Genomic DNA, 22,779 nt, shown 5'->3' with positions numbered 1-22,779 from the left:
TTATACCTAATAAAGTACTAAAGATTGATGATATTTAACCTTTGATAGCAATTAAAGACATCTAGTTTATAATGAGGCCTCTCTTTTATTTATATACGTAAACTATGCATATATTATTCAAATTTGGCAACCAAAATTCTAAAGCCTATTTTTGTTAAATAAAATATTTTTTTGTGAAAAGTCAACAAAATAATTGGAAGGAAAAACTTCATGAAATTATATATGAAGCTGACACCAAAGAAGGCAAAATATTTGATGTAATTCTTTTAATCGCTATTCTGTCGTCAGTTCTTTTTGTCATGCTAGAAAGCGTTAATCATATTCAACTAAAATATGGTACATTATTAAATATCGGTGAATGGCTTTTGACTATTTTGTTTTCTTTTGAATATATTTTTAGAATTATTTCAATAAACAAACCGACTAAATATATTTTTAGCTTTTATGGCATTATTGATTTTTTGTCAACTATTCCAAACTATTTGTCTATTTTCTTTTTAGGAACCCACAGTTTAATCGCTCTCAGAGCATTAAGGTTGCTTCGAATTTTCAGAATTTTAAAATTAGCCAGGTATATAGGTGAAAGTAATAATTTTATAAAGGCTCTTAAAGCAAGTAGAGCAAAAATAGCTGTCTTTTTATTTTTTGTTTTGATATTATGTATTATACTTGGAACACTTATGTATTTAATAGAAGGAGGGGATAATGGTTTTACTAGTATTCCAAGAAGTGTTTACTGGGCTATTGTTACACTCACAACAGTAGGTTACGGAGATATTGCTCCAAACACTCCTTTTGGTCAATTAATCGCGAGTATTATTATGATTCTTGGATACGGTATTATTGCTGTTCCAACTGGTATTGTCTCCTCTGAAATGGTAAAAACACAAGATTTACATTTAAATACTCAGGTATGTCTAAACTGTGGTGAAGATGGGCATGATGATGATGCTATTTTTTGTAATCACTGCGGAACTAAATTAAACATTTGATGAATAAACTACTTATTTCCATTGTAGGTGCAACTGGAATTGGAAAAACTGCACTTAGCATAAAATTAGCTAATCATTATAATTGTGACATCATTTCTTGCGACTCAAGACAATTTTATAAGGAAATGACTATTGGAACTGCTGTTCCAAGTGAAGAGGAACTTAATGCCGCTAACCATCATTTCATACAAAATAGAAGCATAACTGAGAGCTACAATGTAGGTCAATTCGAAAAGGAGGCTCTTCAAAAAATAGATGAACTTTTTTTAAAATCTCCTATACAAATAATGGTGGGTGGTAGTGGACTTTATTTAGATGCTGTTTTAAAAGGACTAGACTACTTCCCTAAGGTTGATTCAAGTATCAGGTTAGATCTTAGTAAAAAGATGAAATTAGAAGGAATAAATTCTCTACAAACATTACTAAAAAAATACGATCCTGAGGCTTATGATACAATAGCTATAGACAACCCACATCGTTTAATAAGGGCTCTAGAAATATGCATTGGGACTGATCAAAAGTATTCTTCTTTTAAAAATAAACCTAAATTAAAGCGAAACTTTAAGTCAATAAAAATAGGTTTAAAAGCTGATAGAGAAATAATTTATGATCGTATTAACAAACGCGTTGATATCATGATCAAAAATGGTTTAATTGATGAAGTAAAATCATTACATCAATTCAAAGAGTTAAATGCTCTTCAAACTGTAGGCTACAAAGAATTATTTGACTATTTTGAAGGAAAAATTCCTATGAAAGAGGCCATTGAAGAAATAAAAAAAAATACAAGGAGGTTTGCAAAGCGTCAAGGAACTTGGTTTAGGAAAGATTCAGAAATTATTTGGTTTGATTTTAAAGAGAAATTGGAATGTATAGTTTCGGCAATAGAAAGCAATATCGTTTAAGATAACAAAAGCAAAATTTATTTTAAATGATATAAAAAAATAATGATTTTTAAGTTTTGTAATTAATGCTCTATAATTTAATATTCTGTATTTTAATAATTATAGTTAAAAATAAATCACAATGCAGAAGAATGAAGGAAACATAGGACTGCAATATACTGGCTTTTCTAAAACACCATTTCTATGGAAAGACAAAAAAGTTTTTGACTTAAATCAATTTAAACCTCAAAATAGATCAAGTATTTCCTTTAATTTAGCTGTTGATAGAAACTTAAGATTAGGAAAGCTTGTTGAAAGATTTGTCTCATTTGATTTTCAGAACACTCCAAATATTAAAATCATAGCAGAAAATATACAAATTCAAAATGGAAAAATTACCTTAGGTGAATTTGATTGTTTACTTGTTAAAAATAATACTCCAATACATATTGAGATAATTTATAAATTCTATCTTTATAACCCTAAAGTAAATGAATCTGAGCTTCATAAATGGGTTGGTCCTAATTTAAAAGACTCCCTAGTTAAAAAGTTAAAAAAATTAAAAGACAAACAATTCCCTCTACTTTTCTCAAAGCAAAGTGATCATTATTTGGAAAAACTAAACTTAGTTAAAAAAAACATTAAGCAACAAGTCTATTTCAAAGCACAACTTTACATCCCTTTTACTTATGAAAAATATAATTTTTCTATCATTAACAATAATTGTATCATTGGCTTTTATTGTAATTACATAGAATTATCTCAATTTTCAAAACACAAGTTCTATATTCCTAATAAACATGATTGGCTTATAATACCACATAAAAATGTAACATGGCGCAATTATAAAGAAGCCCATGACGAAATTACTAAATTTATTAAGCAAGAACGCTCACCACTTTGTTGGATAAAAAAAAATAATGGTGAACTTATTAAACTTTTTGTGGTTTGGTGGTAACCTTATTCTTTCCTAATCTTTTTCTAGTATTTATAAAATAAACGCCTGTCAATAAAACAACAGAAGCTATGACAGACTGAATAGTCAACTTTTCATCTAAAACATACCAACCTAATAAAAGTGCTATTACAGGATTAACATACGCTGATGTTGATACTTTTTCTGTAGAAACTTCCTTCAATAAATAATTAAAGGATGTAAAAGCTACGATACTGCCAAATATAATTAATAAAAACATTGACATTTGCGTGCTAAACTTCCAATGGTATGGAGAACTCCAAGGCTCTCCTAATAGAAAGCTAACCATTAATGAAAGCATGCCTGCTATTAACATCTGAAACCCTGTACTTACAAAAAAGTTTTTAGGAAGGTTTGCTTTAGAAACAAAAACACTCCCATAGCTCCAACTAAAAACACAAGTAAAAATCATAAAAACACCCAGAATAGTATCTTCTGAAGTCCTCACCTCATTTTGACTTACCAATAAATACATTCCAAAAATTCCCAAAGCAACTCCAAATATCGATCTTCGTTGCATTTTTTTTCCATCTATTAAACGCATTAGAAATAGCACGAATAATGGCTGGGTGGATGCCAATAAAGCTCCAAAACCACTATCAACATACTTCAATGCCCAAACAAAAACACCATTACCATAAACCAAAAACAGAAATGAAGCTATTGCTGAATTAATTATTTGATTTTTACTTACCTTAAGAGACTTTCCTAGAATTTTAGCTATTAACATTATTAAAATACCTGCGGTAGTGAACCGTACTCCCGCTAAAAACATCGGATCTATCTCAGAAACAGCTATTTTATTTAATAAATAAGTTGATCCCCAGATAACATATGTTGAAAAGAATGCCAAAATAACTAAAATAGTTGATTTATTCATGTCTACTGCTTAAGGTGGTAAATATATAATAAACTTTCTATTTTAAATGCTCTAAAACAAAAAGCACTAGTCAATCTATTAATTGTAAGTGCTTTTTCGATAAAAATTAATTTATAGCTTTGCTAGTAATTTGGCTGCTACTGACTCTGATGAAGCTGGATTTTGCCCTGTAATAAGATTACCTTCTTCCTGAACAAACGATTCCCAGTCATTTGCTTTTGAATAAATACCTCCATTTTTTACAAGTTCGTCTTCTACCAAATAAGGAACAATGTGAGTTAATTGTACAGCTTCTTCTTCTGAATTTGAAAAACCTGTTACTTTTTTACCTTCTACTATTGGTTTACCTTCGATTTCTACATTTTTAAAAACAATTGGAGCGTGGCAAACAGCCCCTACAGGTTTATTATTTTTATAAAAAGCTTCTATTAATTTGATCGAATCCATATTATCAGACAAATCCCAAAGAGGTCCATGTCCACCTGGATAGAATATTCCATCAAAATCCTCTTCTTTAATAGTACTTAGCTTTTTCGTTTTAGACAACTCTTTTTGTAAATCCTTGTCATTATTAAAACGAACTGATGCCTCTGTTTGATTTTCTATTTCATTACTCTTAGGATCAATAGGAGGCTGACCTCCTTTTGGTGAAGCTAATGTAATTTCGATACCTTTCTCTTTTAAAAAATAATAAGGTGCTGCAAATTCCTCTATCCAGAATCCAGTTTTATGTCCAGTGTCACCTAAATCTTCATGACTAGTTAAGACAAAAACAATTTTTTTCATAATATTAATAATTTTAATTTCTCAAAAATACACTACTACTAATTCATAAAAATTGATCTAAGGTAATAAATTATATTTCTTTTCGAATTCTACTTAAACTTTCTGTAGTGATCCCTAAATATGAAGCTAAATGATAATTTTTTATAATTTGTTCAATATTAGGGTATGTTTTTAAAAATATTTCATATCGTTCCTTTGCTGATAATGCCAGGTTATTCAAAATTCGTTTTTGAAATCTAACCGTTGCTTTTTCTAATTTTTTCCTGTAAAAGCACTCTATCTTTGGAACCTTTTTATAAATATCTTCTAAGTTTCTTTTAGAAACTTTGAGAACTATTGAATCGGTAATACATTCTATTGTCAAAACAGACTTACTCTCCGAAAAGTAACCTATATAATCACTAATCCACCAATCTTTTACTGCAAATTGAACAGTATGCTCTTTACACTTTTCATCTAAGAAAAATGTTCTTAAACACCCCTCTACTACATAAAATTGATACCTGACGTTGTCCTCTATATCTAATAAAACATCTCCTTTTTTATGTTTTGTTTCATGAAAAATAGCAGCAACTTCTTTGAGTTCATTTACCGACAAGTCAATATCAAAAAAGATATTTTTAATAAAAGTCTTCATTAAATATTAGTATTTCGCTAAGAAATTAAACTTTCTAGGTAATGCTCGTCTATTTGGTAAGAACTCTTTAACTCATGAATTTTTTCATCTAATAAACTAGCATTTATTTTTTTTATAGACTTAGAACCAATTAACATAATATTCTTTCTTGTATGTTCATTACTAACAAATTCAAATACTTTTGTACTGTAATTATATTTCTCCATAATTAATGCTCGAATCGTATCTGTAACCATTTCAAAATGACGTTCCTTAAAAATTCCATATTTTAAAATTGGACTATTTTGCTCTTTTCCTTTCACTTGTTGCCTAACTTGCTTGTGACAACAAGGAGCACAAATAATCAGCTCTGATTTAGCTGACAGTCCTTTAAAAATAGCATCATCCGTGGCCGTATCACAAGCGTGTAACGCGATTAAAATATCTATTTTATCGTTGTCATATTCCTGAATTGGTTGGGCTACAAACTTTAAATTAGAAAAGCCACATTTTTTAGCTACATCATTACAGTAATTTACAAGATTATTACGCAACTCAATACCTGTTATGGTTACCTTATATTTACACCTATTCACTAAGTAATCATATAGAGCAAAAGTTAAATATCCTTTTCCTGATCCCATATCTACAATATGGATAGTTTTGGGAAGTTTCACGGATTTCAACTGAACTTCTATAATTTCCAAGTATTTGTTTATCTGACGATACTTATCAGCCATTTTAGGAATCACCATAGCTTCTTTATCCAAAACTCCCAGTAGTTGCAAATACTTTCCTGAAGCTAATCTTTCTTTAGGTTTATCATGGATTTCTGAGGGTTTAATGGTTAAAGTAGGCTTAGTCCTTTTATAACTAACCTTTTTCTTCTTTGATATTAAAACTATTAAATCGTTCGATAAAGTAAATAAGGTTACCGCTTTAAAGTTCTCTGTTAAAAGGAGCTCCAACTCTTCAATACTTTCTTCCAATGAATAATTTTTAACTTGATCATTGGTTAAGTATCTATATAAGAATTGTAAACAAGGTCCCTCTTTTATCCTGACCTTTCTTACATATACATTCGCTAATTTATTCCCTTTTTTAGTAACTTTACTCAGAGTAAGTTTTACAAAGCTATCATTCGTATAACTTTCTTTTAGCCCTATAAATAGTTTCTGTAATGCTTCTTTCAAATCTTTAACTTTTAATCATTGTTTATGCATGTTTAATTAAGCATATTCATACATAGCAAAAATAAGCAATCTAAAAACAAGCATGCTCCAAAAAACTCCAGTTTCTATGGTAATATAAAAATTATGTTTGTATATTTCCATAGCGATGAAAGTCATGTCTTCTTTTCTGAAAAGAATCTCTTTTTGTTTTAGTAATAATTTCATACTTATAAATCTTTAGTCTTAACTAAAGAAATAACGTTCAAAAGAAGTATGCAAGCAAAATACTATTCATAATTTTCTAAAATATTACTAATACACCGATGTTAAAAATTCTTTTTAGTAGAAGTATACTTAAAAGAGGTAACAAACTAAGATCTTAGAAATATAATAAATTTCAAAAGCTTTTTCTAAAAGAAGTAAAATCGGCATAACAACAAAATTACACCGATATTTGAAGTAAAAAAGTTAAGATTATTAAAGTTATGGAAGTAAAACGGCATCTACGACGTGAATTACTCCGTTGATACCCTGAATATCCGTTGCACTTATAGTAACTATTTGACCACTTGAAGTTTTCAATTTAGTTCCATTTGTCAAATCAACAGTAATTTTATCAGAACTAAACATTTTTATTTCTTGATTATCTTGAAGTTGCTTAGATTGAACATTAGCAGCATTTACAACATGATACTTTAAAACGGTATCTAAAGTTTCAATTGGTATATCTGTCAAACTGCTCCACGCTGAATTACTATCTAGCAATACCTGAAAAGCATCATTAGTTGGAGCAAAAATAGTAAACGGACCATCTCCATTTAAAATAGATGCAAAATCTGTTGCATGTCTACTATCTGTTAAAGCTGCTACAAGCATTGAAAAGTTTGAATTATTAATTGCTGTGGTAACAACATTTGGAGGCAACATTACTTTATCTATTATGTGAACAATACCATTCTTTGCTTCTAAATTAGCAGTAATTGGTTTTGAATCTCCATTAAATTCAATGGCTTCAGTAGTTTCAATTTGTAAAGATAAACTCTCTTCATTTGGACCAACAGCCAATGTTTTGACATAGGAATCAGATAAATCATCAGAGGTCACTTTTTGATCTAACACGTGAAACTTAAGAACATTTGTTAACAAGTCCATTGGAATGTCTTCTAATGAATTCCAATCACTATTAGAATCTAATAAAGACTGAAAAGCCGCATTAGTTGGAGCAAAAACCGTTAGTGTACCATCTGCAGAGAGGGTTTCTACTAACCCTGCTTTTTGTATAGCCGCTACTAGCGAACTTAAATCAGTTGAAGCAGAAGCTAATTCTACAATATTCTTTGGCATTAGAACAACTGAATCATCATCAGAATCATCACATGAAATAAATGTTGAAAAAACTACCAATCCAAGTATCACAATCATTTTTAAATTATTAGTTAACATTGCTAATTGTTTTAAATTATACCTACTTCTTTTTTTGAGTCTATATTCGGTTAGTTCAGACTTTGTTTATTTTTATTCAAACTACAGTAAAGTTGTACTTCATTTAAAAAATCATCACAACCTAAAAAACTGATTCAAACAAATTTAAACAAAATTTGTTTAACAAAATGTTAAAAAAATTAAACAAAAAAACAATAGCGAATGGCTCTTAATAAAAAGTTATCTCTGAATTTTACTGCTTTTAAAATATCTGTAAACTAATTTACTATATGTGTTACAACTATAATTTTATATTTTTACAACAAAAACACCCAAAGCTTATATAGTAGTTTAAATCCAAAATATTTTAATTTCTAGCCTTCAGAACCTCTTCAATGTCATTTAATCTCATACCCTTAGATTTTAATAGTAGTAGATAATGGTATAACAAATCAGCTGCTTCATTTTTAAAGAGCTCATCATTGTCGTCTTTGGATTCAATAACTAATTCCACTGCTTCTTCACCTACCTTCTGAGCCACCTTATTAATACCTCTTTTATAAAGTTTATTTGTATAAGATTCTTCAATATTATTATCTATTCTGTCGTGAATAATTTCTTCTAGTTTATATAAAAAACCTTTATTCACTTCTTCCCCGAAACAACTTGTTATTCCTTTGTGACATGTTGGACCTTTCGGTGTAACTTGAATTAATAAAGTGTCTTTATCACAATCTATTTGAATTTTTTTTACATACAAAAAGTTACCTGAAGTTTCTCCTTTCGTCCATAAACGTTCTTTTGTCCGGCTATAAAAAGTAACCACTCCTTCTTTTTGTGTTTTTTCAAATGCTTCTTCATTCATATAGCCAAGCATTAATACCTGTAAAGTGACTTCATCTTGAATGATTACTGGAACTAAGCCATTTACTTTTAAAAAATCTATATGCATCGTATGGGAATATTTTTTTGTTTCAATTCTTTTTTTAATGTCGGTATGGGTATTTCTCCAAAGTGAAAAATACTAGCAGCCAAACCCGCACTCGCTTCTGTTTTTATAAACACTTCATCAAAATGCTCAACCTTACCTGCCCCTCCGGAAGCTATCACTGGAATATTTACCGAAGTACTTACTGCCTTAGTAACTTCTATATCAAAACCATCTTTGGTTCCGTCACTACTCATTGAAGTTAGCAATATTTCACCTGCTCCTAAATCTTCTACCTCTTTTGCCCAGTCTAAAGTTTTTAAATCTGTTTCAAAAGTTCCTCCTTTTGTAAACACCTTCCAAACACCGTCAACATTTTTAGTATCAATTGCTACAACGACAAACTGACTTCCAAATCGTTCCTTTAAATCGACTATTAACTGAGGATTCTTAACTGCGGAAGAATTAATACTTATTTTATCTGCGCCCGCTTTAATTAATACTAACGCATCATCAACAGAACTTATACCTCCCCCTACTGTAAACGGAATATTAATTTCCTTCGCTATTCTTTCCACAAGATTTACTAAGGTTTTTCTATTTTCTAAGGTTGCTGTGATATCTAAAAACACTAATTCATCAGCGCCTTGCAATACATACCGTTTGGCCAATTCAATAGGATCTCCTGCATCACGAATATCCATAAAGTTTACACCTTTAACCGTTCGCCCATTCTTGATATCCAAACAAGGAATAATTCTCTTTTTTAGCATAATTCTTGTAGTTCTTTTAATGTTATTTTCCCTTCGTAAATAGCTTTTCCCAAAATAGCTCCACTACAGCCTATTTCTTTCAATTCATAAAGGTCATTCATGTTTGCAACTCCACCACTAGCTATTAAATTAACTTTCGTTTCTTTGTTTATCTCCTTATACAATTTAACCGAAGTACCTTGCAACATTCCATCTTTAGCTACATCAGTACAAATACAGTTCTTAACTCCTTTCGATTTATATTTCTTTATAAAATCAATAACATCTAGCTCAGATTTCTCAAGCCAACCGTGTGTTGCTATCTTTCTATCAATACAATCTGCTCCCAGAATTATTTTCTCACTTCCATAAAGGTTGATCCAGTTCATAAAAATATCAGGATATTTCACGGCAATGCTACCTCCTGTTATTTGGCTCGCTCCGCTTTCAAATGCGATTTGTGCATCTTCTTCAGATTTTAATCCTCCGCCAAAATCTATGATTAATCTCGTTTTGGATGCGATTGCCTCTAATACTTTGTGATTTACAATATGACTAGATTTCGCTCCATCTAAATCTACTAAATGTAAATACTGAATTCCATTATCTTCAAACTCCTTGGCGATTTCAACGGGGTTTTCATTATACACTTTTTTAGTATTATAATCCCCTTTAGTTAAGCGTACACACTTTCCGTCTATAATGTCAATTGCTGGTATAATTCTCATTATTTAATTTCTAAAAAGTTCTTTAATAGTTTTTCTCCTACATTTGCTGATTTTTCTGGATGGAATTGCATAGCGTAAAAATTCCCCTTTTTCATAATGGAACTAAAAGGCTTTATATAATCGCCAGTTGCAATAGTATCATCACATACTTCTGCATAATATCCATGTACATAATACACGTCATTCTCTGATGGCATTTCTTTAAATAAATCAGATTTCGCACTCATTTTAAAATTATTCCATCCCATATGAGGGACTTTATCTTCTGGGGGGAAACGCTTGGTAGAAGTATTAAACACACCTAAACATTTTGTATTTCCCTCTTCCGAATCTTTACATAAAAGTTGTAAACCAAGACAAATACCCAATACAGGTTGTTTTAAAGAAACAATCAACGTATCCAATTGCTTTTCTCTCAAATAGGCCATTGCGGAACTTGCTTCACCCACACCGGGAAATATAACTTTATCTGCTTTTGAGATCTCAGCATGATTATCTGTAATAACACTTTTATATCCTAATCTTAAAAGCGCATTTTGGACAGATCTTATATTTCCGGCATTATATTTTATTATCACTATCATTTTCAATTATCAGTTATCAGTTATTAGTTAAAATTATTTATTGATTATTGACAACCATTGATTAATATAACACACCTTTCGTTGATGGTAATATCATTTTATCAGTATCTCTTTTCACAGCTACCTTAATAGCTTTTGCAAAAGACTTGAATATCGCTTCTATTTTATGGTGTTCGTTTGTTCCTTCAGCCTTAATGTTTAGATTGCATTTTGCGCCATCTGTGAAGGATTTGAAAAAGTGATAAAACATTTCTGTAGGCATTTTACCAATCATTTCTCTTTTAAATTGAGCTTCCCAAACCAACCAGCTTCTACCTCCAAAATCAATTGCCACTTGCGCTAAACAATCATCCATTGGTAAACAAAAACCATAGCGTTCAACACCTAACTTTCTACCTAAAGCTTTTGAAAAAACTTCTCCTAAAGCTATAGCGGTATCTTCAATTGTATGGTGCTCATCTACTTCTAAATCTCCGATAACTTTAATATCTAAATCCATTTGTCCATGACGAGCTATTTGATCCAACATATGATCAAAAAATCCAATTCCAGTATTAATATTACTCTTACCAGTACCATCTAAATTTAACTGGATACTTATTTTTGTTTCGTTTGTGTTTCTTGTAATTTCAGCACTTCTGTCTTCTAATTTCAAAAATTCATAAATTGCATTCCAATCATTACTTTCCAACGCTATGACTCTATCTAATTCTTTTCGTTTTACTGTAATTTCATCAGAACCAAAATAAGTTTCATCATTAATATAGATTGCTTTTGCATTTAAATTCTTGGCCAATTCGACATCTGTCAATCGATCTCCGATAACAAATGAATTCGCCAAATCATACTCATCGGAAAAATATTTTGTTAACAACCCAGTATTAGGCTTTCGAGTCGGTTGATTATCTTTTGCAAAAGTTCTATCAATTATTTCATTGGTGAATACAATACCTTCCTCTTTAAGTGTATTCATTACAAAGTTTTGAACAGGCCAAAATGTATTTTCTGGATAAACTTCAGTACCCAATCCATCTTGATTGGTGACTAATACAAGCTCAAAATCTAACTCTTTGGCTATTCTACCTAAGCCTTGAAACACTTTAGGGTAGAAAACCAATTTCTCAAACGAATCTACTTGTTCATCAGCTGGTTCCTTGATTAATGTTCCGTCTCTATCTATAAATAATACTCTTTTCATCTTTCTGAGTTATATTAAGTTTTTGCAGTTATTGTTTTTTTACTAATAATTTCATAGCATTGATTAGTTGATCATTTTCTTCTTTGCTACCCACAGTAATCCGTAAACAATTTCTAACCACCTTATTCCTGTTTCTGGTAATAATTTTTTGAGCTACCAAAATTTGATAGATTTCATTTGCATTAACTACTTCAATCAATATAAAATTAGCTTGTGAAGGATATATTTTCTTTACCATATCCAACGCTTCAAATCGTTTTATAAGCTTCTCCTTTTCATTAAGAATAAGATTCTTTTCTATTTCGAATTGTACCTTATTATCTAATCTTTCTAAAACTGCTTGTTGATTTAAGGTACTCACATTATATGGAGGTTTTACTTTCTTAAACCAATCAATGATATTAGCATTCGAGTATGCTACTCCTACTCTTACACCTGCCAATCCCCAAGCCTTACTAAATGTTTGACAAACTATTAAGTTAGGATAATTGTTTACTTTAGAAGTATAAGATTCTTCTAAGCTAAAATCTATGTACGCCTCGTCAATTATCACAATACCTTTGAAATTATTTAATATGTAATCAACTGAAGACTTATCAAAACAATTCCCTGTTGGGTTATTTGGAGAACAAATAAAAATAAGTTTTAAGTTTTCATTATCGATATGCGAATTCAAAGCATTCGTATCAATTTCAAAATTTTCATCTAATGGAACTTTAATTAATTCCACATTATTAATTGAAGCGGAAACATCATACATACCATAAGTTGGTGAAAATGTTAGTGCCTTATCTACTCCTGGCTCACAAAAAATTCGAAAAACTAAATCAATAACTTCATCGCTTCCATTACCAATAAACACTTGGTTGTTATCTACTTTTTTAATTTTTGAAAGTTCTTTCTTTATTTCTGACTGATTCGGATCAGGATATCTATTCAATTCTCCAAAAGGATTCTCATTGGCATCTAGAAATACTTTTGCTTCTCCTTTAAACTCATTTCGAGCAGAAGAATATACTTCTAGCTTTACTATGTTGGGTCGTATTAATGAATTCAACTTAAACATTTTCAATATCTTTTAGTCTTACAGTTATAGCATTTTTGTGCGCTTCTAAACCTTCTGCACTTGCCATTAATTCAATGGCATTTCCTATATTTTTAATTCCTGTTTTCGTTACTTTTTGAAAAGTAATTTTCTTCACAAAGCTATCTAAAGAAACTCCGCTATAATTTCTTGCAAATCCATTTGTTGGCAAAGTATGGTTTGTTCCACTAGCATAATCTCCAGCACTTTCACAGCTATAATTTCCCAAGAAGACTGAACCTGCATTCACAATTCCTCCAATGAATTTCTCTGGACTATCTGAAGCAATAATTAAGTGTTCAGGGGCATATTTATTGCTAAATTCAAGACATTCTTCCTCATTTTCTAAAACCAAAACAAAGCTGTTTGCTATAGCTTTCTCAGCTATTTCCTTTCTTGGTAACTGATTTAATTGTTTTTGAACTTCTTCTACCACGTCTTTGGCTAAATTCTCGTTAATTGTAACCAACAAAGCCTGACTATCTGGTCCGTGTTCTGCCTGTGATAGTAAGTCCGCTGCCACATATTCAGGATTCGCCGTTTCGTCAGCAATAACCAAAACTTCACTAGGGCCTGCTGGCATATCAATGGCCACTCCTTTTTGTTGAACCAACTCCTTTGCCTTTGTTACAAACTGATTTCCTGGCCCTAAAATTTTATATACATTGGGAATCGTTTCTGTTCCAAAAGCCATTGCTGCTATTGCCTGTGCACCTCCTATTTTGAAAATTTTTGTAACACCAACCAAAGAGGCTGTGTATAAAATCACCGGATTAACCTTTCCTTCTTTATTTGGTGGAGTACAAAGGATAATTTCTTCACATCCGGCTAATTTCGCTGGTACACCTAGCATTAAAATTGTTGAGAATAAAGGAGCTGATCCTCCAGGAATGTATAATCCTACCTTTTCTACAGGAACACTTTTTCTCCAGCAATTGACTCCTTCTGTTGTTTCAACAATGCTTTCTTCACTTATTTGCGAAGTATGAAACTTCAATATATTTGATTGTGCCAACTTAATTGCTTCTTTTAAACAATTCTCTACCAAGTTTTCAGCTTCAATTAATTCTTCATTTGAAACCAAAAGACCATCAAGAACAACACCATCAAATTGCTTTGTATACTCTTTAATAGCTGTATCTCCTTTTATTTTAACTTTCGATAAAACACTTTGAACCTTTTCGGTTAAACCTTCATTATTTAGTAGCACTCTTTTTGTTAAACTTTGAAGAGAGCTTTTATCTGGATTTGTAATTATATTCATTAGATTGTCCATATTACATCACCATTTTTTCAATTGGACACACTAAAATACCTTCTGCTCCCGACTTTTTTAATTCGTCTATTATTTCCCAAAATTCATTCTTATTAAGCACTGAGTGTACTGAACTCCAGCCTTTTTCAGCTAAAGGTAATACTGTCGGACTCCTCATTCCAGGAAGAATATTGATTATCTCTTCCAATTTATCATTTGGTGCATTCAATAAAACATATCTCGATTGTCGTCCTTTTAAAACAGACTGTAATCTAAATTGAAGCTTATCAAGTATTTCTTGTTTTGAGCTTTCAATTTTTGGAGAAACCGCCAAAACCGCTTCAGATTTTAAAATTACTTCTACTTCTTTTAAATTGTTTTTGAATAGTGTAGAACCACTTGAAACTATATCGCAAATACCACCTGCTAAACCTATGTTAGGAGCTATCTCAACCGATCCATTAATAATGTGCAATTGTGCATCAATACTGTTTTCACTTAAATAATCACTTACCGTTTTCGGGTATGAAGTTGCTATTTTCTTTCCTTGAAAATATTGTATCCCGTCATAAACTTCACCTTTTGGAATTGCTAAGGAGACTTTACATTTTGAGAAACCGAGCTTTTCAATAAAGTTGATTTCTTCACCCTTTTCTATCAATAAGTTTTCACCAATAATGGCAATATCAACAACTCCATCCTTCAAATACTGAGGAATATCGCCGTTTCTTAAATAAAAAACTTCAAGTGGGAAATTGCTAGAAGAAGCTTTAAGCTGATCCTTTCCATTGTCAATTGAAATACCACAGTCCTTCAAAATTTGTAGAGAATCTTGATTTAATCTTCCTGATTTCTGTATGGCTATTTTTAATTTACTCATTTTAGTTTTTTTTGTTTGAGTAAATCTTCTTGGAAAGTTTATTTCTTGATAGTATAGAAATAAAAAACCCGTTTGATTTACTCAAACGGGTTAAAATATATTTTAATTTTTATTCAATACATTTTCAGCTCGCCTGAGTGCAAGTATGAAAATGATGGTGATGTAATTGAATAAAATTCATTCTATTTAAAATTATTAAGCAAATATTCTAAAAATTATTTTAATTACCAAATAATTATTTGGTTCTATTAAAAAATATTCTTTTTTGAAAAATAACACTCTATTTACAAGTTATTTAATAAATTGTATAAACTATCTTCTTTGTCCAACCCTATTTTTTTCTTTATCCTATACCTTGTTGTTTCAACGCTTCTTGGAGATACATTTATCATTTGTGCAACCTCTTTACTTTTCAAATTTGATACAATATAAGTACAGTGTTTTAAATCATTTACAGATAAATCGGGTGCTACATTTTTTAACTTTTCAAAGAACTCTGGACGGTTTTTTTCAAATTGAACTTTAAAATCATCCCATAACTCTTCTTCAGAAATAAGAATATTAAGCTTTTTTTTAATGCCTATTAAATATTTGGAAGCAGAAGAATTAGTGTCTACATAGGCATCAATATCCTTACTTATATTTCGTATATTATCGTTATATGTTGAAATTTTTAAAACTCTTGAAAATAAAGATTGCTCATTTAATTTCAATAAATTTTCAATTTCGCTTTTTTTGTCTTTCAATAAAATATTTTTCTCTTTCATTTCCACTATTAACGAACTTAATTTTTTATTCAAATCTATTATTTCTCTTTTTTTCTTCCTGTCTCTTTTTGAATTGAAAAATAAAACAGAAACAAGTAAAACCAAAAAAATCAACGAAATACTTCCTAAAAACATGGACCTTCTTTGTGCTTTTATTATGATTTCTTTATCCTTTTTAAGTTTACTTTCTAAGTCTAATTCTTTAGCAAAAGATTTACTTAATAGTGCCTGTTGCTTAAAGTGCATTTTAACACTAATATTTCGAGACTTTTTAAAATAGTTTGATGCCTTTTTAAATTTATTTCGAGCAGAATAATACTCACCATAAACATAATTAATTAAACTATTATCAAAAAGATTATTTTCATCAAGAAACTGCTCTGCTTTTTTAAAATAAGAAACTGCATTAGCATAATCTCCCAATTTAACATAACTATCTCCTGTTCGAGCGTAAATTCTAACTATATTTCTTTCCGATTTAATCTCTTTCATTAAATCGAGACAAGACATCACATATTTTATTGATGATTCCCATTGACAAAGATCTCTTGAATTCATAAAAAGATTATAGTAAGTATCAATTATATGCTGCTTTTGTTTTGTTTTTTCTAAATGGAATAGTGCTTTTTTATAATAATCTCTGGCCTTTAAAAAATTTTTATTTTTTAAGACCTCATTGGCTCCAACAGCATTATTAACTAATCCTAAAAAAAAATGATCTTTTGAATTTTGAATTAAAGTCAACGCTTTGTTAAAAAAAAAACCAGACTTTTCAAAATTTTTATTCATATAACAACAGACTCCTCGTAAATAATATAATTTACTTTTAATAGAATCTTCTTTTACATTAATGTTATTAATCTTTATATATCTAAAAAGAGTATCAAGAATCCTCGTATCCTCTGTTTTTTGGAATGAATAAAAGGCTGTTAAAATTTTATCATCACTACTTAGACTTTTTGTTTTTCCCTTATCTGCTGTAGCTCCAAGGACTATACTCTTCATCAGAATAAAGAAATATATAATCAAACACTTATTTAAAAAGTTAATTTTACGCACTTTGTTTCTTTTTTTGTGTAAAACTGAATTATTAATATTTTTTCTCTTCTAATTTACATATTTACTTAATTGAAAATAAATTAACTATAACTTAAGTTCATGGATATTTCCTGAAAGAAATAATTTTATATTTAAATTCTTTTTTTTTTCGACGATTAACCATGATCTTTCTTCAGTTAGTTATTACATCATAAAAGATGTATGATGAATAAGAATTCTTGTTTAAATATTTTTTATCACTTATTTATTTAATTATTATTTTTTGATATTATTTCAAATAAAGCTCAATTTCATAATTGTTGATCTTGTTTTATAAGAAAGATGTTCTAAAGAAATAATTCATAAACTCGATAAAAAATCATATAAACTTTCATCTTTATTTAGTCCTATTTTTTTTTTGATTCTATATCTTGTTGTATCAACACTTCTTGGTGATATATTTATTAGTTGAGCAACTTCTTTACTTTTCAAATTTGATACAATATAAGTACAGTGCTTTAAGTCATTTACCGATAAATCAGGAGCTAACTTTTTTACTTTATCAAAAAAATCTGGTCTAATTTTTTCAAACTGAAACTTAAAGTCTTCCCATAATTCATCTTCTGAAATTAATAATTCTAATTTATTTCTAATTTTCATAACATAAGAAGAAGCAGAAGAGTTCTTATTCATATAATCATCAATTTCTAAACTAATTTTCCTAATTGTATCTGTATATGTTGAAATTTTTAGAACACGAGAAAAGAGCGTTTTTTCATTTAATTTAAGTAAATCTTCAATCTCCCTATTTTTTTTATTTAATTTAATATTATTGTTTTTTAAATCTATAATTAAACTATTTAATTCCTTATTTAACTCTGTTATTTGATTATTTTTTCGGCTATTTTTTTTAAAAAAAAGAATCAATAAAAAAATGATCATGAAAAGTAATACTATTGCTGTTAGACCAACTAAAAGAATTTTTTTTTGATTTTTTATCGTCTTTTTGTTTTCTATTCGTAGTTTTTGTTCTAAGTCTAATTCTCTCTTGTAAGATTCTTCAATTGATTTGATATTAAAACTACTTAACTTTCTCCATGAAAGAATCGCTTTTTTTAAATCATCAACAGCAAGTTTGTTTTCTCCTTTTGAAGCATTTAAATTAGCTTTTGCTTCATAATACCAAGCATATGTTCTTTCTTTGTTTTTATGATTACTTTTTTGCAATTTTTTTTCTAGAATATTAATATAATATTCGGCTCTTTTATATTTATTTAATTTTATATAGGTATCTGCTATTAAGTAATAAAGTCTCTTATAATAAATTAATAACTCTTCATTATCACCGATAAGATTCAGACAAGTTTCAGCATACTTCAATGCCTTTTTATAGTTTTGCAACTCCCTAGAATTAACTGTCAAATTATAATATATTTCAATCAACTTGTTTTTATTATTGACTTTTTCAAAACACTCTATTGCTTTTCGATATAACAAATCTGACTTTTCGTAGTTTTTATATATATAATTGATTAGAACAGCTCTATCATTAAATATATAACCTTGTAGCAACTTGTTTTCAGTTTTGACTGCAAGCTTATAGGATTCTTCTAGAATTTTATCAGCCTCTTTATACCTATGTAGCGTTATTGCTTCATAAACACCGTTTAGATATAAAATATAACTATTTATAGTATCTGTTAATTTAAGTTCGTTATTTTTTTTCAAGAACTTACGTAAAACCTCAATATCTGAAGTATCCTCTGTCTCTTTAAAATTATTAAAAATATCAATAACCTTATTTTGATAATTCTCCACACTGATTGCCCCATTTTTATCCTGTATGAATGAAAATACATTAATATCATAAAAAAATAAACAAAGAAATGATAAGATAAATTTAAAAGTAAATCTTCTAGTCATAATATAAAAACACTTAACCTTAAAAATTATATTTTTAACAAAAAAAACATAAAATAGAATCACAAAATTAATGATTATCATTATATATATGTTTTTTTTTATAAAAATAACAATTTAGTAACATAGCGAAAAAATAGGTATTGATTCGCTAAAATTTTGAAAGAATTTAAAGATTGCTTAAAAAATCGTATAAATTTTCTTCCTTATCAAGACCTATTTTCTTTTTAACTCGATACCTGGCTGTTTCAACGCTTCTAGGAGAAACATTGATTAATTGAGCTACTTCTTTACTTTTTAAATTTGAAACAATATAGGTGCAGTGCTTTAAATCATTAACAGATAAATTAGGCGCTATCTCTTTTAATTTAGTAAAAAAACTTGGACGAATTTTTTCAAATTGAACTTTGAAATCTTTCCATAATTCTTCTTCGCAAACCAAACTAATAAGTTTACTTCTAATAGTAGCAAGAAAGGAAGATTTAAATGAATTGTTGTCATAAAAAGAATCTATTTGCTCGATTATTTTATTAAGGGTATCATTATATGTTGAAATTTTAAGAATACGTGAAAACAAAGCTTGTTCGTTTAGTTTTAAGAGTTGTTCTATTTCATTTTTATTGTTTTCTAGTTTTTTATTTTTGTCTTCTAGATTAGCTATTAATTTTTTTAATTTCTCATTTAAATGAAATATGCTTTTATTTCTTTCTCTATTTTTTTTTCTTAAATAAAAAACTGAAATTAAAGATAAAACTAATACAACTATAATTACACTACTCAAGTATAATATTTTTCTTTGCGAATTAATTATTATTTGATTATCTTTTTTTAGTTTATTTTCTAAGCTTAGTTCTCTTTCAAAAGCTTCTTTTAAGTTTCTTTCATTCTCTTTATTTTGTTCACTTTTTAAAGAAACTACCTTTTTATAAAGAGTATTAGCTTTACTAAACTCTCTATTTGATTCTAAAAACTTTGCATACTTCAAAAAGTATAAGAATCTTTCAGGTCCTGTATTCACTATAAAACTATCTGCAGATATAAATGATCTCTTAGCATTTTCAAAATCTTTTGTTGCAATATAACAATCTGCTTTAATAACATAAAGTGTATTCAATAAATCAGATCTTTTTTTTGTTTTTTTTATTAAGTTTATACATAATTCTGAGTATTCAAGAACATTTTTACAGTTTTTATTCTTCTTATTTAATATCGTTAAATTATAATATGTATCTAATTCTTGAACTTTTCTATCTGATTTTTTAAAATAATCAATGGCCTCTTTATAATAAACTTCAGTAATTGTAGCATCCTCATTCATTTTTGAGGAAATAACTCCTAAATCATTTTTAACCAACCCCAATAAAAGACAATCCTCATAATTCTCAGCCAATTCATATGCCTTTAAATAATATTTTATAGCTTTTTTATATCGCAAAAGCTTAAGGTTTTTAACACCTCTTAAATACAATATTTTACTATTAATTGAATCTTCTTTAAAAGTAAGCTTCCTAGACCTTAACCTTGTTAAAATTGAATCGAGTAATTTTTCATCCTCAGAATCAATATATTTATGATAGGTTACAACGACACCATCACCATTAACATCTGATTCCCCTTTAAAACCAAGAACATTAAAAGATAAAAATATTAAACAAAAAAGTAAATTCACTTTATTGTTCCAAAAAACACATACTTTATCAATACAAAAAAAATAATGAAAACCCACTTACAAATAAATATATTAGCTTAAACCCATCCAAATATAATTTATTTCAAAAATATCTTCACGACAAAAAAAATATTAAACGATAATTTTTAAAATGTGAAAAATAACACACAAATGGTTAATTAACATAGATAAATAGGATAAAAACACTATAAATAAGTCACTTAAATCATATAATTACAGATTTAAAATTACGATAGAAAAACTCATTACTAAATTTATAAAAAAGCTCATGTCGAGCGAAAAACCCATTATAAATGATCATTTATAATGGGTTTTTTATGTCAATAACTCTTGGTAAAACTAAGGAAATATTTTAAGATATTATTACATATACAATTATTTCACAAAATTGATTTTTCGTAAACGTAAACTTTCTGGGGTTACCTCTAAATATTCATCATCTTTAATATACTCCATACACTCCTCGAGCGACATATCTATTTTAGGTGCAATTTTAACTCCATCATCAGAGCCTGAAGCTCTTACGTTTGTTAATTTTTTACCTTTTATTAAATTAACTGCTAAATCGTCTTGCTTCGCATTTTCTCCAACAACCTGTCCCTTATATATTTCTTGATTAGGATCAATAAAAAATCTTCCTCTATCTTGAAGACGATCTATAGCATATGCTGTAGCCTTTCCCGCTTCAGAAGATATTATTGCACCGTTTACTAAGTCAGAAAATTCGCCTTTATAGGCGTCATATCCTCTTAAACGATGATTGATAATTGCCTCTCCTTGTGTAGCTGTTAATAATTTATTCCTTAATCCTATTAAACCTCTTGATGGTATATCAAATTCTAAGTGTTGCAAATCACCTTTGGGTTCCATTACTAACAAATCCCCCTTCCTCATAGTGACAAGATTAATTGCCTTACTAGCTAAATCTTCTGGCACATCAATCACTAATGTTTCGTATGGTTCACTCTTTACCCCATCTATATCTTTTAAGATTACCTGTGGTCTTCCTACTTGCAATTCATAACCTTCACGTCTCATTGTTTCAATTAGTACCGATAAGTGTAAAATTCCTCTACCAAAAACATTAAACTTATCCTCTGTATCCGTATCCTCAACTCTTAAGGCTAAGTTTTTTTCAGTTTCTTTATAAAGACGATCTCTTAAATGACGCGAAGTTACATACTTTCCTTCTTTTCCATAAAATGGAGAATTATTAATTGTAAATAGCATACTCATAGTAGGTTTATCAACCTCTATTCTTGGCATTGCTTCTGGTGATTCTAAATCAGCAATCGTATCACCTATTTCGAAGTCATCTATACCCGTTATAGCACATATATCTCCACTTCTAACCTTATCTGCTTCAACTTTTCCCATCCCTTCAAAAACATGAAGTTCTTTAATACGAACTTTTTTAGTTGACCCATCTGACTTACAAAGCATATAGTCTTTGTTTTTCTCCAAATCACCTCTAAATACTCGCCCAATGGCTATTCTTCCTTTAAATGAAGAATAATCCAATGACGTAATTTGCATTTGAGGAGAACCTTCTCTATAAGGCGCTTCAGGAATAGTTTCTAAAACAGCGTCTAGCAACGGAATTATATCTTCTGTTGGTTCTTGCCAATTTTTACTCATCCAGCCGTTTTTAGCTGAACCATATATGGTGGTGAACTCAAGTTGTTCTTCAGTTGCATCAAGGGCAAACATTAAATCAAAAACTTTTTCATGAACCAAGTCAGGAGTACAATTTTCTTTATCGACTTTGTTTACAACTACAACAGGTGTTAACCCTAATTCAATTGCTTTTCCTAAAACAAAACGAGTTTGAGGCATAGGACCTTCAAACGCATCAACCAATAAAAGGACACCATCGGCCATTTTTAACACACGCTCTACTTCACCACCAAAATCGGCGTGCCCAGGTGTATCTATTACATTAATTTTAACACCCTTATAATTAACCGATACATTCTTTGACAAGATAGTAATTCCGCGTTCTCTCTCAAGATCATTATTATCTAGTAATAAATCTGTACGCTCCTTTCGCTCATCTAAAATTTTAGCCTGGTCTATTATTTTATCAACCAAAGTTGTTTTTCCATGGTCGACGTGTGCTATAATAGCGATATTTCTTATTGATTGCATTTTGCTACTTAAATTTGGCGCAAAAATAGTATATTATTATGTAATATATGAAGTTTTTTATTTAAGATACAAAATTAAA

Annotated in this window: 21 protein-coding genes; 3 read left to right on the top strand and 18 right to left on the bottom strand. The window is 29.2% G+C overall.

All coding sequences use genetic code 11. The features are described 5' to 3' along the window. Positions 1-173: 173 nt before the first annotated feature. The 3 genes from AC2GW8_RS00460 (at position 174) to AC2GW8_RS00450 (ending at position 2,834) form a co-directional block, all read left to right on the top strand. Positions 174-992 carry an ion transporter gene (locus AC2GW8_RS00460; RefSeq protein ID WP_440880834.1) on the top strand — a complete coding sequence of 273 codons (819 nt, stop codon included), beginning with the start codon at positions 174-176 and terminating at the stop codon, positions 990-992. Next, the gene (gene miaA / locus AC2GW8_RS00455; protein ID WP_440880833.1) at positions 992-1,897 is read left to right on the top strand and encodes a tRNA (adenosine(37)-N6)-dimethylallyltransferase MiaA; all 906 of its coding nucleotides are present in this window, start codon (positions 992-994) and stop codon (positions 1,895-1,897) included. The genes AC2GW8_RS00460 and miaA overlap by 1 nt, the downstream gene beginning before the upstream one ends. Before the next feature lie 121 nt (positions 1,898-2,018). Next, a complete protein-coding gene (locus AC2GW8_RS00450) occupies positions 2,019-2,834 on the top strand; it encodes a DUF1853 family protein (protein ID WP_440880832.1) in 816 nt (271 codons plus the stop codon). On the opposite strand, the gene AC2GW8_RS00445 is transcribed toward AC2GW8_RS00450, so the two are convergent. The 18 genes from AC2GW8_RS00445 to typA form a co-directional block, all read right to left on the bottom strand. Next, positions 2,809-3,732 (bottom strand): EamA family transporter, encoded by a 924-nt coding sequence (locus AC2GW8_RS00445; RefSeq protein ID WP_440880831.1) that lies wholly within the window; start codon positions 3,730-3,732, stop codon positions 2,809-2,811. The two genes, AC2GW8_RS00450 and AC2GW8_RS00445, sit on opposite strands and share 26 nt — an antisense overlap. Positions 3,733-3,843: 111 nt before the next feature. After that, positions 3,844-4,518 carry a type 1 glutamine amidotransferase domain-containing protein gene (locus AC2GW8_RS00440; protein WP_440880830.1) on the bottom strand — a complete coding sequence of 225 codons (675 nt, stop codon included), beginning with the start codon at positions 4,516-4,518 and terminating at the stop codon, positions 3,844-3,846. A gap of 70 nt (positions 4,519-4,588) precedes the next feature. Beyond that, the gene (locus AC2GW8_RS00435; protein WP_440880829.1) at positions 4,589-5,155 is read right to left on the bottom strand and encodes a Crp/Fnr family transcriptional regulator; all 567 of its coding nucleotides are present in this window, start codon (positions 5,153-5,155) and stop codon (positions 4,589-4,591) included. Positions 5,156-5,172: 17 nt separating this feature from the next. Next, complete coding sequence (locus AC2GW8_RS00430; RefSeq protein ID WP_440880828.1) at positions 5,173-6,327, bottom strand: class I SAM-dependent methyltransferase; 1,155 nt, start codon at positions 6,325-6,327, stop codon at positions 5,173-5,175. A gap of 36 nt (positions 6,328-6,363) precedes the next feature. Next, positions 6,364-6,531 (bottom strand): hypothetical protein, encoded by a 168-nt coding sequence (locus AC2GW8_RS00425; protein ID WP_440880827.1) that lies wholly within the window; start codon positions 6,529-6,531, stop codon positions 6,364-6,366. Between the two features lie 258 nt (positions 6,532-6,789). Continuing rightward, positions 6,790-7,728, bottom strand: a complete 939-nt coding sequence (locus AC2GW8_RS00420) for a fasciclin domain-containing protein (RefSeq protein ID WP_440880826.1) — start codon at positions 7,726-7,728, stop codon at positions 6,790-6,792. A gap of 367 nt (positions 7,729-8,095) precedes the next feature. Next, positions 8,096-8,680: a bifunctional phosphoribosyl-AMP cyclohydrolase/phosphoribosyl-ATP diphosphatase HisIE gene (gene hisIE / locus AC2GW8_RS00415; protein ID WP_440880825.1), complete on the bottom strand. Its 585-nt coding sequence runs from the start codon at positions 8,678-8,680 to the stop codon at positions 8,096-8,098. Next, positions 8,671-9,429: an imidazole glycerol phosphate synthase subunit HisF gene (hisF, locus tag AC2GW8_RS00410; RefSeq protein ID WP_440880824.1), complete on the bottom strand. Its 759-nt coding sequence runs from the start codon at positions 9,427-9,429 to the stop codon at positions 8,671-8,673. Before hisF ends, hisIE begins: the two co-directional genes overlap by 10 nt. Continuing rightward, on the bottom strand, positions 9,423-10,136 hold the full coding sequence (hisA, locus tag AC2GW8_RS00405) for a 1-(5-phosphoribosyl)-5-[(5-phosphoribosylamino)methylideneamino]imidazole-4-carboxamide isomerase (protein ID WP_440880823.1): 714 nt from the start codon (positions 10,134-10,136) through the stop codon (positions 9,423-9,425). The genes hisF and hisA overlap by 7 nt, the downstream gene beginning before the upstream one ends. Then, positions 10,136-10,720, bottom strand: coding sequence for an imidazole glycerol phosphate synthase subunit HisH (hisH, locus tag AC2GW8_RS00400; RefSeq protein ID WP_440880822.1), 585 nt, complete (start codon positions 10,718-10,720; stop codon positions 10,136-10,138). The genes hisA and hisH overlap by 1 nt, the downstream gene beginning before the upstream one ends. Before the next feature lie 61 nt (positions 10,721-10,781). Beyond that, complete coding sequence (gene hisB / locus AC2GW8_RS00395; protein WP_440880821.1) at positions 10,782-11,918, bottom strand: bifunctional histidinol-phosphatase/imidazoleglycerol-phosphate dehydratase HisB; 1,137 nt, start codon at positions 11,916-11,918, stop codon at positions 10,782-10,784. A gap of 28 nt (positions 11,919-11,946) precedes the next feature. After that, positions 11,947-12,984 carry a histidinol-phosphate transaminase gene (gene hisC / locus AC2GW8_RS00390; protein ID WP_440880820.1) on the bottom strand — a complete coding sequence of 346 codons (1,038 nt, stop codon included), beginning with the start codon at positions 12,982-12,984 and terminating at the stop codon, positions 11,947-11,949. Next, positions 12,977-14,266 carry a histidinol dehydrogenase gene (hisD, locus tag AC2GW8_RS00385; protein WP_440882229.1) on the bottom strand — a complete coding sequence of 430 codons (1,290 nt, stop codon included), beginning with the start codon at positions 14,264-14,266 and terminating at the stop codon, positions 12,977-12,979. The genes hisC and hisD overlap by 8 nt, the downstream gene beginning before the upstream one ends. A 13-nt stretch (positions 14,267-14,279) precedes the next feature. Further along, positions 14,280-15,137 carry an ATP phosphoribosyltransferase gene (gene hisG / locus AC2GW8_RS00380; protein ID WP_440880819.1) on the bottom strand — a complete coding sequence of 286 codons (858 nt, stop codon included), beginning with the start codon at positions 15,135-15,137 and terminating at the stop codon, positions 14,280-14,282. A 284-nt stretch (positions 15,138-15,421) separates the two neighbouring features. Further along, the gene (locus tag AC2GW8_RS00375; RefSeq protein ID WP_440880818.1) at positions 15,422-16,909 is read right to left on the bottom strand and encodes a tetratricopeptide repeat protein; all 1,488 of its coding nucleotides are present in this window, start codon (positions 16,907-16,909) and stop codon (positions 15,422-15,424) included. A gap of 393 nt (positions 16,910-17,302) precedes the next feature. Next, positions 17,303-18,760 (bottom strand): hypothetical protein, encoded by a 1,458-nt coding sequence (locus AC2GW8_RS00370; protein WP_440880817.1) that lies wholly within the window; start codon positions 18,758-18,760, stop codon positions 17,303-17,305. Between the two features lie 271 nt (positions 18,761-19,031). After that, positions 19,032-20,531 (bottom strand): transcriptional regulator, encoded by a 1,500-nt coding sequence (locus AC2GW8_RS00365; protein WP_440880816.1) that lies wholly within the window; start codon positions 20,529-20,531, stop codon positions 19,032-19,034. Positions 20,532-20,927: 396 nt separating this feature from the next. Next, positions 20,928-22,700, bottom strand: coding sequence for a translational GTPase TypA (typA, locus tag AC2GW8_RS00360; protein WP_440880815.1), 1,773 nt, complete (start codon positions 22,698-22,700; stop codon positions 20,928-20,930). Positions 22,701-22,779 lie beyond the last annotated feature (79 nt).

The sequence above is a fragment of the Tenacibaculum profundi genome, assembly GCF_057162725.1.
This window is presented reverse-complemented; position numbering and strand designations above follow the sequence as displayed.